The sequence below is a fragment of the uncultured Fretibacterium sp. genome (assembly GCF_963544685.1).
Classification (GTDB): domain Bacteria; phylum Synergistota; class Synergistia; order Synergistales; family Aminobacteriaceae; genus CAJPSE01.
On record NZ_CAUUGJ010000011.1, the window covers coordinates 21484 to 32822 of the forward strand.

Genomic DNA, 11339 nt, shown 5'->3' on the forward strand with positions numbered 1-11339 from the left:
ATAATCTGTGCAAAGGGACGTCCCTTTCTGAAATTCTTGCAGAAAGCCCCGCACGTTTCAATCGCCGCCGAGGTTTTTCTATGGTCACTTGAAAATTCACCCTCCGTTTTTTGGCAAAAAAAGGCCGTAAAATCGGAAGATTGAGGGCGAAACCATCGTCGTCCGGCGCTTTGCTCCATCCCGATTCAAAACAACGACCGCACACGACTTGGGGCATCACTGTTATCATAGTCCTCATAAGGGCCGGCCTCTTTTGACAGGCGCGAAGCACCCGGAGCAATACAAGGAGACGTACAGCAGGATGTATAAAATATTGATCGCCGAAGACGAGGCTATAGAAAGGAATTACCTTACGCAGTTCATCGAAGGAACCGGGGACTACAGCGTGGTGGCGAGTGTGGAGGACGGGCTGTCCGCCGTCGAGCTGACGTTGCTTCATCGGCCGGACCTGGCTCTTCTGGACATACGCATGCCCCTCCTGGACGGGCTCCAGGCAGCGGAAAAGATCAAACACCACCTGCCCCAAACCTTCGTGATCCTCAACTCCGCCTACGCCGAATTCGAGTTTGCGCAAAAAGCCATCCGCTGCGGGGTCGATGCCTATCTGGTAAAGCCTTCGTCGAACCGCGAAATTCTCTCCGTGCTGAGGGCCTGTCTGCCTCCCGTCCAAACTCGCCGCGCGGACAATGCGGATTCGCCGTCCCTGATGGAGGGCTTCCCGGGAAAAGCGCTGGAGGATTTTCGCAAAAGCATACAGATTGGGGATCTTCGACTTCTCGAGCAGGCCCTGGACGACATCGCAAAATTCTTTGAGCGGAAGCTCCCCCTCAACGTCTACCGAATCCTTGCCATCAACATCGTATTCTCCCTGGAAAGGACCTGCTTCGAATCCCCCCTGTTCCGCCCCCTCCTGGGGAATGCCGCACAGGAACTTATCGTCCAGAGCATCGTCGCGGCTACGGATATCCTGACGATTCAGAATATCGTACTCTCCTGCCTCGCAAAGCTGCGTTCCTCGGCATCCGTCCTTCTACAGGCGTCGATTCCTGCGGTACGGCGCATCACCGCCTATTTGGACGAACATTTCAGGGAACCCGTCACCTCGGCATCTTTGGAGAAGATCGTCTGCCTGTCCGGCGATTACATCGAACGCCATTTTCGTAGGGAGACCGGGCAATCCATTGCGCAGTATTTACGGGCCAAAAGAGTGCTCGAGGCAAAACGGCTTCTCTCCCGGAGCGATATGACCCTGCAGGACATCTCCGAAGCCTCGGGGTTCGGCAGCCTTTCGACCTTCTACAAGGTTTTTCGCAAGGCGGTACACAATACCCCTGCCCAGTACAGGAAGGCAACCCGGGGATGAGCGACATCCGCGATCTCCTGTCCAAGGAGCTCCAAGAGGAACTTCAGGAATCTTTCGCCTTCGCTACGGGTTTCGGAGTCGTCTTTGTCGACCGGGAAGGGCGACATCTCGGAGAGGGAAGCAACTTCACGAGCTTTTGTCGTGCCATCAACGCAGATCCCGAGGGGGAAGGGTGCTGTCAGTGCTCCAATCAAAAGGCTCTGCGTATCGCTCTCGAGGAGGATCGCCCCAGCATATACATCTGTCATGCCGGATTGGTCAACATAGAGATCCCACTGATCCTGGAGGGGGAATTCGTCGGTGCGCTCACGGCAGGACAGGTTCTGTGCAGCGACACGGGATGTTTTCCCGAGGATGAAAAAGCGCCCGAAAAGTGGTGGGCGCAAAACGAGCACTACTCCCAATATTATGAGGAAATCCCTGTTTACAGCCGCAAGCAGATTGAGGAGACTGCGCGGGCCCTCCAGAATCTCACCCGCTACATCCTGAACCTCAAGGCGCATGCCAAAATGCAGGAGGAGATCAACCAGGTCACACGGGAACTCCTAAGGAATCAGAAAAAGCAGATGGACCTGAAAAACCAGCTGTCCCAAGCTCGTTTCGAGGCCTTGCAGAAGCAGATCATGCCTCATTTCACCTTCAACGTTCTGAACTCCATATCACGCTCGCTGAGCCTGGGGAACGCGGAATGCGCCGAGGAGATGCTGAGTTCCTTCTCTTCCATGCTCCGCTACACTTTGACGCAGTCGACCAGCCACGTGACGCTCAGACAGGAGATCGACTACATCGATAACTACCTCAGTATTCAAAAACACCGGTTCGGGGATAGAATTGGTTACAGCATCCTCTGCGACAAATCGATGGAGACCCTGGTCCTGCCCTTCTTCACCCTGCAGCCCCTGGTGGAAAACGCTATCGAGCACGGCCTCCTCAATCCGGGACAACTGCAAGGAGGCAAGCTCCTCATCTCGTGCAAAAAAAAGCACGAGACCTGCGAGATCAAGATTATGGACGACGGGGCGGGCATTGAGGGGAAAAAACTCAAAGCGCTTCGCAAAAAACTTGGTTATACACGGAAGAGGATAACCCCGGGCGAGGGCATCGGGATGAGGAATTGCCTCGAAAGGCTGAAGCTGTTTTTCGGGGAACGATGCAGGGTGGAGATTCGGAGCCAGGAGGGAAAAGGGACGACGATTACCCTGTCGATCAAAGATGCGGGAGAGGCGCGAAAGCTGGTGTCAGGGCTCGAGTGCAACCTGAAAACGCCATAGACGCGCGTATCCGACACCCGTTTCACAGAGGACGCCGCACTCCCTCGACGGGGAGCGGAGCAAATTTCAAGAAGCTCAGGAGCCAGCGGGAACAGGCTCCTGAGGATAAAACGTCATCGGGACAAGAAACACCTCGTCACCTTCGCAGCACCTTCGACAGAAACTCCGCCGTCCGCGGCTCGCGCGGGCGGTCGAAGACCTCGTCGGGCGGCCCCTCCTCCGCAATGCGCCCCCGGTCCATGAAAAACACGCGGTCGGCAAACTCGCGCGCAAACCCCATCTCGTGCGTGACCAGCAGCATCGTCATGCCGTCCCCGGCCAACTCCTTCATGACCTCGAGCACCTCTCCGATCATCTCGGGGTCGAGCGCGGAGGTCGGCTCGTCGAAGAGCAGAACCTCCGGGTCCATCGCAAGGGCCCGGGCGATCGCGACCCGCTGCTTCTGGCCCCCCGAAAGGCGCTCGGGCCACTCGTCGATCTTGTCCTCCAGGCCGACGCGCCGCAGAAGCTCCTCCGCAAGGGCGTCGGCCTCCTTGGCATCGGCCAGTCCCAGCGAGACCGGCGACAGGGTTATGTTGCGGCGCACGGTCAGATGCGGAAAAAGGTTGAAGTGCTGGAAGACCATGCCCATGCGTCGGCGGACCCGATCGATGTCGCAGCTCGGGGCCGTGACGGACTCCCCCCGGAAGAGGATCGTGCCGGCGCTCGGCTCCTCCATCCGGTTCAGGCAGCGCAGAAAGGTGCTCTTCCCGGAGCCCGAAGGGCCGATGACCGCCAGCCGTTCCCCCTTCGCCACCGTGGCGTCGATGCCGTTCAGCACGGGGACGCCCCCAAACTCCTTGCACAGGCCGCGAACCTCGATCAGGGGCTCGCCGCATCCGAACGAACGCTCCTCAGCCGCACGTCCTTCAATCATTATGCCCTCCGGCTGCGGTGCAGCCACCTCTCCAGCCTGCGGACCAGTTCCGTCAGGACCAGTACCATGGCCAGATAGATCAGGGCCACCATCACCAGGGGCTGGGAATGCTCCAGCGTCAGGGCCTGAATGTTCTGTCCGGCGCGCGTCAGGTCGTCGATGCCGATGTAACCGGCCACGGAGGTCTCCTTCAGCAGCGTGATGAACTCGTTGAACAGCATGGGGACGACGTTCCTGAAGGCCTGGGGCAGGACGACGCGCAGCATCGCGATCCGGTAGGGCAGCCCCAGGGAGCGGGCCGCCTCCATCTGGCCGGGGTCGACGGCCTCGATCCCCCCGCGGAAGATCTCCGCGACGTAGGCCCCGGAATTGAGGCCGAAGGCCAGGATGGCGACGTGAAGCGTGTTGATGTCGCGTACCGCCGCGAATATGGAGAAGTTCCAGATCAGGAGCTGCACCATGACCGGGGTCCCGCGCATCACGGCAATGTAGAGGTTGGCCAAGGCGTTCAGCAGGCCGATCCGGGCCCCTCCCCGATGCGCCACCCGGATCACGCTGATCAGCATGCCCAGGAAAAGGCCGATCACGGTCGCGAAGGAGGTCATGATCAGCGTGGCCTTCAGACCGTCAATCAGCATCCTGTAGCGCCCGTCCAGGATGAAATTCTGGTGAAACTTCTCTCCAAACCCTACCCACGCGGCAGGGGAGAAAAAACCGCCGCGTACCAGCAAAATGACGAGAAACGCCCCGCAGACGAGGAGGCCGGCGTTGCCACGTCCGAGCCTGCCCCATCCGCGGGACGATCCGCTCCCATTCGTTTCCGGGGAGGAGGCGGGCGTCATCGATACGCGCCCTCCTCCCCCAGGGTCCGCCCTCCCGTCATTTCCCGGCCGGCGCCTCGCAGTCGTCCGCCCGGACCACGGCCACCTGTTTCGCTCCCTCGACATAGTTGTCGGAGAAGTCCATGTTCTTCCTGCGGTCCTCGGTCACGGTGATCCCCGCGCAGATCATGTCGACCTTTCCCGAGGCCACGGCCATCGGCAGCGCGTCGAAGTTCATGTTCTCGACGACGAGCTCCCTGTTCAGGCGCTTGGCTATTCCGGCCGCCATCTCAATGTCGATGCCGATATAACCGTTGCCCACTTTGAGCTCGTAGGGTGCGAAACCGGCCTCCGTCCCCATGACCAGCTTTCCGCCCTCGGCCCCCTTGTTCAGGTCGATGTCCTCGGGCTTGACCACGGCGTCGCCGTTGTACTTCTCCATGATCGCCGCCAGGGTCCCGTCCGCCTTCATGGCCGACAGGGCGGCATTGACCCGATCGCGGAGCTCCGTGTTCCCCTTCTTGAAGCCGATGGCATAGCTCTCCTCGGAAAGGGGCTCCTGCATGACGGTAAGGTTCTCCATGCTCTTCAGGAAGCGCTGCGCCGGGGCCTCGTCCATGATCACCGCACGCACCTTGCCCTGCTGGAGCGCCGCGATCGCATCCACGTACTTCTCGTAGGTGGTCAGAAGCTCCTTATGCCCTTCCCCGAGCAAGTCCTCGGCCAGGGACTGCCCCACCGTACCGCGCTGCGCCGCCAGCTTCTGATCCTTCAGCTGGCCGATGGCCGACAACTTTTCCTCCGCCCCCGAGACGCCCGCAAAAAGACATACCCCCAAAACGGCCCATGCGGCAAGGGCAGCAACCCGCCTCAAACCGTCGCTCCACTTCCTCACAGCGATCATCCTCTCATTTTTCACACAATAGGATTTTTCCAATCCCAATACTTCTCCCGATACTTCCCTTCCCACGGGAAAAACGCTCTCATCCCTCGCAGGTCAACCATATATGGATTGATATTATAGCACCTTCACACCCAAAACGGTAATGGAGATTACTTTTTATTTTCAAAGAAACATAAGTAACCCCATTTGGACCGCTCGGGCAGAGCTCCGCCCATGAACGCCTCACCCCGGTTGAACTTGACGGAAAAGACTTTTGCTATAAACTTGAAAAGTATTGTAAGGCTAAACACTAATATTTCTTTTGAAAGGGGGCTTTGAACCTGGCGTAAATCCTTTGAAATACACTTTTATCTACAAATTTTAATTGAGTAAGGAGCAGTGAGAGGTTTATGTTTCATCGCAGAATGTTTGTATCGACAACTATTTTCGCGACACTTTTCTCCCTGTTGTGCGTGGTATCGGCCGAGGCACATTTTCTCTCCATTGTCCCCGACACAAAAATCCATAAGGTGGCGGTGGGCAGTACGTACGAGGCAAAGTTGTCCTTTACCGAGGCCTTTCTCAACGCTGAAGTGGGCTGGGCGTCAGCGGACATCTTTTCAGCACGTTTTGTATACAAGGACGGGACGGAGACAAATTTTCCGACGTTTGAAAGGCATTTCGTCAGCGTGGACATCAAGTCGGGGGACCAAACGATCACCAAGAGGCGGAACGATTATCTCCTTTCCCAGGCAAAGCTGGAAAAAACGGGCACGGTTATCTTGGAGGCAAGCGGTGACCTCGCTCCCCGAATGGCTTATAAGGGCTATTCGAAACAGATCCTGAACGTTCAGAAGGACGCCTTCTCCATGAAACGCGTAGGGGGCGACGGTGTGCTTGAGATTGTTCCTCTCAGCGAGGTTGCCGATTTCGCCCCTGGCAAGACGGTGGCGTTTAAGGTCCTCGTCAAAGGGCAGCCCCTAAAGAATGTGAAGATTGAATGGGCCGACGAGAAATCTCCGGTAGTCAGACCCAGGAGGCCCGACGGAAAACTGGGAAGCCCCGAAAACACCGAGACAATAGCAATCACCGACGAGAACGGCATTTTCGATTTCACATTGAGGAATGCGGGCTACAACTGTTTTGGATTGATGCCGCCCGGAATTCCCAGCGGACGGTATAATCAAGACGGGAAAGAGATAAAGGAGTGGTTTGCCTCGACCCTGATCATCGATGTGCCGGCATCGGCCGCCGGAAGCTCCTTCGTCACACCCGTGACGCCGACGCTTCCGCCCGCCGTGTCGAAGGACAAAAGGCTGCAATCCGCAGCCACGCAGCCCTTCTCGGACCTGAGCAGGGCCGAAAAGGCGTTCTCCGCTTCGTTTGGATTTACGTCCGGACACCTTGCAGCGAGCTCGTCCGGCGCCGTCACCGTCTCGCAGGCGGTTGCCGAGGCGGCTCGGGCCGCGGCGGAGAAGGCCTATGGAAACCCCTTGCCAAGCGAGGTCAATCCTATGCCTCTCCTGAAGACGAATTTGGATAAGAAGAGCAGCGCAGACATCGCGGTCATGGGGATCGAGCTGACGGGTTCCGTGCTGGTAGGGACATTCCCAACCCCCCCAGCCAACGTCAAGTTGGTCAAGGTGACCGGCCCCAAGACGGGCGTCCTGTTGGGCTATCTCTCCGATCCTACCAAGTTCGGGGACGTGAAGGACGGGGCCTTCACGATCCTGGACGATCATGGCACCGTCGTATCGTCCATCGAGCCCGGCAAAAAATATGTCCTGACCCTCCTGATCAAGGACAATGGAGACTATGATCTGAGCAAGGAGGAAAAGACGATTGTCGACCCCGTGGTGATCCTGACCAGGAAGACGCCGACACCGAACCCGACGCCGAACCCGACGCCGAATCCAGCTCCGAATCCAGCTCCGAATCCGACGCCGAATCCAGCTCCGAATCCAGCTCCGAATCCGACGCCGAATCCAAAACCGAATCCGATGCCGAATCCAAATCCGAATCCATCGGGTTCCTCCAAGGACGGCGGCGGATGCGACGCGGGGTATGGAGGGGTTGCCCTGCTGCTCGCGGCAGCGTTCCTGCAGAGGAGGAAGGCATAGCTTCGTTCATCCGCGGCCGTACCGTTGGACAAACGCAGGGTCCCGCCCAATCGTCACCCCGGTTTGGCCGGGCACTTCAGAAGCGTCAAAAAGAGCTCTCCGTCCGTGACGGAGAGCTCTTTTTGACAACGAAACGGCCGGTTCAGAGGCCCGGCAAGCGGCTCTACTCGTAGTCCAGCGCGGGCTCCCGATTCTCCAGGACGCGCAGCGCCCCATCGGCCAGCGCCTGCATCTCGTCCTCCCCGGGGTAGCGCATGACGCGCGCGATGAAACTAACGCGCGCGGTCACGGCCTCGCAGAGCCGGTCGCTGTAGGCCAGGCCGCCCGTCAGGACAATGGCATCGACCTGCCCCTTGAGCACGGTGGCGCTGCCGCCGATCTCCTTGGCTATCTGGAGGCACAGCGCATCGAACACAAGCCGCGCCTTCTCGTCTCCCGCCGCGACGCGTTTTTCCACCTCGCGCAGGTCGTTCGTCCCCAGGTGGGCCACAAGGCCGCCTCGGCCGCAGATCATCTTCTGGACCTCCGCAAGGGTGTGCCTGCCGCTGAAGCAGAAGGAAACCAGCCCCCCCACCGGCAGGCTGCCCGAGCGCTCCGGGGACATCGGTCCCTCGCCGTTCAGGCCGTTGTTGACGTCGATTACGCGCCCACCGCAGTGCGCCCCCACGGAGATGCCGCCCCCCATGTGCGCCACCACCAGGCGGCACTCCGAGACGGGCTTGCCGAGCTCCGCCGCCGCACGCCGCGCCACGGCCTTCTGGTTCAGCGCATGAAATATGGAGATCCTCGGGATCTCGGGAAGCCCGGAGACCCTGGCCTCGTCGGCCAGCTCGTCCACCACGACGGGGTCTACGATAAAGGCCGGCACGTCGCCCGCCGCCGCGGCAAAGCGCACGGCCAGGGCAGCGCCCAAATTGCTGGCGTGGGAACCATAGGCCATGCTCTTCAGGTCCTCGAGCATCCGGGCCCCGACCCTGTAGGTTCCGCCGGGGATCGGCTTCAAAAGCCCTCCGCGCCCTACGACCGCGGCAAAGGAGGAGGGCTCCACGCCCTTGTCCTTCAGTATCTGCGCGATGCGGTCGTATCGAAAGCTCTCCTGATCCGTCACCGAGGCGAACGGCTCCAGCTCGGCGGCATCGTAACGCTGGGTCTCCGTCCAAAGGCACTGCGTTCCCTCGAAAAGCGCGACCTTCGTGCTGGTGGACCCGGGGTTGATGACAAAAATCTTCATCCTCGACCTCTCCTCTCTGAGATGGAGGGCTGGCTTTTGCCTGAGCGCCGGCCCTCCTGTCGTGCATTCTGCCCGGATATCCCTACCCGGCGTGGTGGGCCATCATGACGGCCGCCGCGATGGAGAGCATCTTGGCGCGCGGAGAGTCCGCGCGGCTCGTCAGGATGACCGGCGCCGCCGCGCCGACGATGATCCCCGCCGTCTCGTTCTTGGAGAAGTAGACGATCGCCTTGGCCATCATGTTGCCGGCGTCGATATGGGGAACCAGCAGGATGTCCGCGTGTCCCGCGACGGGGGAATCGATCTTCTTGATCCTCGCGGCCTCCTCGTTGATGGCGTTGTCCAGCGCCAAGGGGCCATCCACGATGCAGTTCTTGATCTGTCCGCGCTGATTCATCTGGACCAGCGCGCAGGCGTCCAGAGTGCAGGGCATATCGGGGTTGACCATCTCGACGGCCGCCAGACAGGCCACCTTGGGGCACTCCACGCCCAGGGCGCGGGCGAAGCTGACGGTATTCCTCAGGATGTCGGCCTTCTGCTTCAGGTCGGGATAGGGGTTGAACGCGGCGTCGGAGACGAAGAGGATGCGGTCGAAGCCCTCGACCTGGTGGAAGTAACAGTGGGAGATGACCTTGCCGCTGCGCAGGCCGACCTCCTTGTTCAGCATTCCGCGCAGGAAGTGATCCGTGTGCAGCTGTCCCTTCATGTAGATGTCGGCACGCTTCGAGGAAACCTCGGTCACGGCGACGAGCCCGCACTTGGCCTCGTTCCTCTCATCGATGATCGTGTAGTCCTTCTCCGACGCCCCAGCCTCGGCGATGCAGGCCTTGACCTTCTCCACATTGCCCACGAGGGTCGCCTCGACGAGCCCCGTCCTTCGGGCCTCCTCAATGGCGGAGATCAACCCCGCATCCTCGGCCATCGCGACGGAAACGCGTTTTTTTCCCTTGCTCGCGCAAAGTTTCCTGGCCTCCTCAATCATCTGGGACAGCGAACGAATCTGGTCCATAATCAAATTTCCTCCCTGTTGTATTGGATTCCGAAAAAGCCTTCCATTGAATAAGCCTTCAATGCGGCTGCTTTAACGGCCGTTTTCGGCCGATACACACCCATTATCGACGCAGGACGCTCGAGGCGTAGTCCCGCGCCGACTCCTCGCCCCTCAGCACGCGCAGGGCCCCCTGCGCCAGAGCCAGGAGCTCGTCCTCCCCGGGATACACCAGGCAGGGCGCGATCCACTGCACCCGCTCCAGGAGGAGGCGGACGAACCCGGCATCGTGGGCGATCCCCCCCGTGAGGATAACGGCATCGACGGGCTCCCCGAGCGAGACGGCCTGGGCCCCGATCTCCTTGGCGATCTGCCAGACCATGGCCCGGCGATAAAATGCGGCCGTCTCGTCCCCGGCCCGGATGCGCCGGTCGACCTCCAGCATGTCGTTCGTCCCGATGTAGGCATGAAGCCCGCCGCCGGAGGTCAGCTTCCGCCGGATATCTCCCTCGCTGTACCGACCGCTGAAGCAGAGGCGCGCGAACTCCCCGACCGGAAGCCCGCCGGCCCTGTCCAGGGAGAAGGGCCCCCACTCGTTGGCGCTGTTCACGTCGACGGCGCGTCCCCTCCTGTGGGCGACGACGCTGACGCCGCCCCCCAGGTGGACGACGACGCAGTTGATCTCGTTCCAAGGTTTTTCGAGGTCGCGCGCCGCACGCCGGACCATCGCCTTGACGTTGAGCGCGTGCAGCAGGGAGGGCCTGGGCAGCTCGGGAAGCCCCGTGATCTTCGCCTCCGGCGCCATCTCGTCCACGCACACGGGATCGACGATAAAGGCGGGGATCCCCAGGGGCTCCGCCAGGGAAAAGGCGAGGACCCCTCCGAGGTTCGAGGGATGATCCCACGGCCTGCCCAGCCTGAGGCGGTCCACCAGCACCGGATCGACGCGATACGTTCCCCCGGGCAGGGGGTCGATGATCCCGCCGCGCCCGACGACGGCATCCAGGCGGACCGTCTCGCCGTCGTGCGCCGCGAGGGCCGAACGGACAAGCCCAAGGCGAAAATCGAGCTGCTCCGAGACCGCGCCGAACGGCGCCAGCTCCTCCGCCGCATGGCGAAGGACATCCTGCCACACGCACGCCTCGTCCTCGAAGCGGGCCAGCTTGGTGCTGGTGGAGCCGGGGTTGATCGTCAAAACGGAGAACGCCATCGAGGCACCTTCCTCCCTTCGTCCCCCCACATTTATTCCAGCCACTTCCGGATATGGTCCAGGTAGAGTTTCGAGAGGCGCAACGTCATCGGGCCCGGCCTGCCGGTTCCGACCGTCCGATCCCCGACCCTCACGACGGGCAGCACCTTCTTTACGCTCCCCGTGATGAAGGCCTCGTCGGCCAGGGTCAGCTCCGACAACGTCGGGCAGCGTTCCTCCACGGATATGCCGGAGCCGCACGCGAGCTCCAGGATCGCCCTGCGCGTGGTCCCCCCCAGGACGCGGGACAGCGGAGCCGTGACCAGCACCCCGTCCCGGACAAGGAAGAACGAGCTGTGCCCCGCCTCGGTGATCTCCCCTCCCGGGCAGTAGAGCACCTCCAAGGAGCCCGGAGGGAGGGCATAGGCCGCCCGGTAGTCGACGCTCTTGACCTCGGGATTCTCACGGCCCCCATCCACGGGCTCAAGAACGACGCCCGTCTCGTAGAGCCGAGGGGACGGAAGGGCCAGCCGCTCGAAGACGACAAAAAAACGCGG

The 11339-nt window shown here is 60.9% G+C and carries 10 protein-coding genes; 3 read left to right on the plus strand and 7 right to left on the minus strand.

What is annotated here, in order from left to right; translation table 11 throughout:
* Window positions 1–301 precede the first annotated feature (301 nt).
* Together ABLA28_RS02130 and ABLA28_RS02135 are read left to right on the plus strand one after the other, a co-directional pair.
* Window positions 302–1363 carry a response regulator gene (locus ABLA28_RS02130; RefSeq protein ID WP_314718245.1) on the plus strand — a complete coding sequence of 354 codons (1062 nt, stop codon included), beginning with the start codon at window positions 302–304 and terminating at the stop codon, window positions 1361–1363.
* The gene (locus ABLA28_RS02135) at window positions 1360–2634 is read left to right on the plus strand and encodes a PocR ligand-binding domain-containing protein (RefSeq protein ID WP_347712322.1); all 1275 of its coding nucleotides are present in this window, start codon (window positions 1360–1362) and stop codon (window positions 2632–2634) included. Before ABLA28_RS02130 ends, ABLA28_RS02135 begins: the two co-directional genes overlap by 4 nt.
* 136 nt (window positions 2635–2770) lie before the next feature.
* Here the strand turns inward: ABLA28_RS02135 and ABLA28_RS02140 are convergent, their stop codons facing one another.
* The 3 genes from ABLA28_RS02140 to ABLA28_RS02150 are packed head-to-tail and all read right to left on the minus strand — an operon-like array spanning window position 2771 to window position 5266.
* Entirely contained in the window at window positions 2771–3550 is a 780-nt protein-coding gene (locus tag ABLA28_RS02140) for an amino acid ABC transporter ATP-binding protein (protein ID WP_347712323.1), read from the minus strand.
* Window positions 3550–4392, minus strand: coding sequence for an amino acid ABC transporter permease (locus ABLA28_RS02145; RefSeq protein WP_347712324.1), 843 nt, complete (start codon window positions 4390–4392; stop codon window positions 3550–3552). The genes ABLA28_RS02140 and ABLA28_RS02145 overlap by 1 nt, the downstream gene beginning before the upstream one ends.
* Window positions 4393–4429: 37 nt before the next feature.
* Window positions 4430–5266, minus strand: a complete 837-nt coding sequence (locus ABLA28_RS02150) for a transporter substrate-binding domain-containing protein (RefSeq protein ID WP_347712325.1) — start codon at window positions 5264–5266, stop codon at window positions 4430–4432.
* A gap of 413 nt (window positions 5267–5679) precedes the next feature.
* Between ABLA28_RS02150 and ABLA28_RS02155 the strand changes: the two genes are divergently transcribed.
* Window positions 5680–7374, plus strand: coding sequence for a DUF4198 domain-containing protein (locus ABLA28_RS02155; RefSeq protein ID WP_347712328.1), 1695 nt, complete (start codon window positions 5680–5682; stop codon window positions 7372–7374).
* A gap of 163 nt (window positions 7375–7537) precedes the next feature.
* Here the strand turns inward: ABLA28_RS02155 and buk (ABLA28_RS02160) are convergent, their stop codons facing one another.
* From buk (ABLA28_RS02160) to ABLA28_RS02175, 4 genes are all read right to left on the minus strand, one after another.
* The gene (gene buk, locus ABLA28_RS02160) at window positions 7538–8605 is read right to left on the minus strand and encodes a butyrate kinase (protein WP_299300134.1); all 1068 of its coding nucleotides are present in this window, start codon (window positions 8603–8605) and stop codon (window positions 7538–7540) included.
* Window positions 8606–8687: 82 nt separating this feature from the next.
* Window positions 8688–9614 carry a bifunctional enoyl-CoA hydratase/phosphate acetyltransferase gene (locus tag ABLA28_RS02165; protein ID WP_299300132.1) on the minus strand — a complete coding sequence of 309 codons (927 nt, stop codon included), beginning with the start codon at window positions 9612–9614 and terminating at the stop codon, window positions 8688–8690.
* Between the two features lie 103 nt (window positions 9615–9717).
* On the minus strand, window positions 9718–10803 hold the full coding sequence (gene buk, locus ABLA28_RS02170) for a butyrate kinase (RefSeq protein ID WP_347712326.1): 1086 nt from the start codon (window positions 10801–10803) through the stop codon (window positions 9718–9720).
* A gap of 32 nt (window positions 10804–10835) precedes the next feature.
* Window positions 10836–11339 (minus strand): aminotransferase class IV (locus ABLA28_RS02175; RefSeq protein WP_347712327.1); only part of this gene is annotated, 504 nt, incomplete at its 5' end.

Coding starts and splice junctions, on each gene's coding strand:
- ABLA28_RS02130 (WP_314718245.1), top strand. CDS start 302: ATGTATAAAATATTGATCGCCGAAGACGAGGCTATAGAAAGGAATTAC.
- ABLA28_RS02135 (WP_347712322.1), top strand. CDS start 1,360: ATGAGCGACATCCGCGATCTCCTGTCCAAGGAGCTCCAAGAGGAACTT.
- ABLA28_RS02140 (WP_347712323.1), bottom strand. CDS start 3,550: ATGATTGAAGGACGTGCGGCTGAGGAGCGTTCGTTCGGATGCGGCGAG.
- ABLA28_RS02145 (WP_347712324.1), bottom strand. CDS start 4,392: ATGACGCCCGCCTCCTCCCCGGAAACGAATGGGAGCGGATCGTCCCGC.
- ABLA28_RS02155 (WP_347712328.1), top strand. CDS start 5,680: ATGTTTGTATCGACAACTATTTTCGCGACACTTTTCTCCCTGTTGTGC.
- buk (WP_299300134.1), bottom strand. CDS start 8,605: ATGAAGATTTTTGTCATCAACCCCGGGTCCACCAGCACGAAGGTCGCG.
- ABLA28_RS02165 (WP_299300132.1), bottom strand. CDS start 9,614: ATGGACCAGATTCGTTCGCTGTCCCAGATGATTGAGGAGGCCAGGAAA.
- buk (WP_347712326.1), bottom strand. CDS start 10,803: ATGGCGTTCTCCGTTTTGACGATCAACCCCGGCTCCACCAGCACCAAG.